Annotated in this window: 1 protein-coding gene; it reads right to left on the bottom strand. The window is 66.5% G+C overall.

Annotated features, from left to right (window positions below; genetic code table 11):
* The coding region (locus C1D09_RS24675; protein WP_246135865.1) for a hypothetical protein at window positions 1–824 on the bottom strand (824 nt) is incomplete at its 3' end.
* Window positions 825–974 lie beyond the last annotated feature (150 nt).

Here is a 974-nt window from a genome sequence, read left to right as displayed (position 1 = left end):
CCCGTGGCGCCCGTATCGCCGGTCGCGCCAGTGGCACCGGTTGCCCCGGTCGAACCTGTAGCGCCTGTATCGCCAGTCGCGCCTGTGGCTCCGGTTGCTCCAGTCGCACCTGTGGCGCCGGTAGCTCCGGCTGCGCCGGTTGAGCCTGTAGCCCCAGTTGAACCTGTTGCTCCGGTGTCACCAGTTGCACCGGTTGCTCCGGTCGACCCCGTTGCTCCAGTCGAGCCGGTGGCGCCCGTATCGCCGGTTGCGCCAGTGGCGCCGGTAGCTCCAGTCGAGCCCGTGGCGCCGGTATTGCCGGTAGCGCCCGTGGCGCCGGTAGCTCCGGTTGAGCCCGTGGCGCCCGTATCGCCGGTCGCACCTGTGGCACCCGTTGCTCCAGTCGAGCCCGTGGCGCCCGTATCGCCGGTCGCGCCAGTGGCACCGGTTGCTCCGGTCGAACCCGTAGCGCCGGTATCGCCGGTCGAACCCGTGGCGCCTGTATCGCCGGTCGCACCTGTGGCACCGGTGGCTCCGGTTGAACCCGTGGCGCCGGTCGAACCCGTCGCGCCAGTCGCACCCGTGGCACCGGTCGAACCCGTGGCGCCGGTCGCACCTGTGGCGCCTGTCGAACCCGTGGCGCCGGTCGAACCTGTGGCGCCGGTCGAGCCTGTGGCGCCGGTGGCACCCGTGGCACCAGTCGAGCCCGTAGCGCCGGTAGCACCCGTAGCGCCAGTCGCACCCGTAGAACCTGTAGCGCCCGTAGAACCAGTGGCCCCAGTCGAGCCCGTGGCGCCTGTCGGACCTATATTGCTTATGGACGAGCCGCTAAGTAATTGAAACACACCGTCGTTATTTGTGGTGTTTGCACTGTTTAAGCTTACAGTGCCGTCAGAGTTAACGGTAAAGCTTCCTGCGGGGGTTTGGGTGAAATTATTTTGGCTGCCCGGATCTAGTGAAAACGCAGTAATTGTATAAGATCCAGTAACCGGAAC

Source organism: Mesorhizobium intechi (genome assembly GCF_002879535.1).
GTDB classification, from domain to species: domain Bacteria; phylum Pseudomonadota; class Alphaproteobacteria; order Rhizobiales; family Rhizobiaceae; genus Mesorhizobium; species Mesorhizobium intechi.
This window is presented reverse-complemented; position numbering and strand designations above follow the sequence as displayed.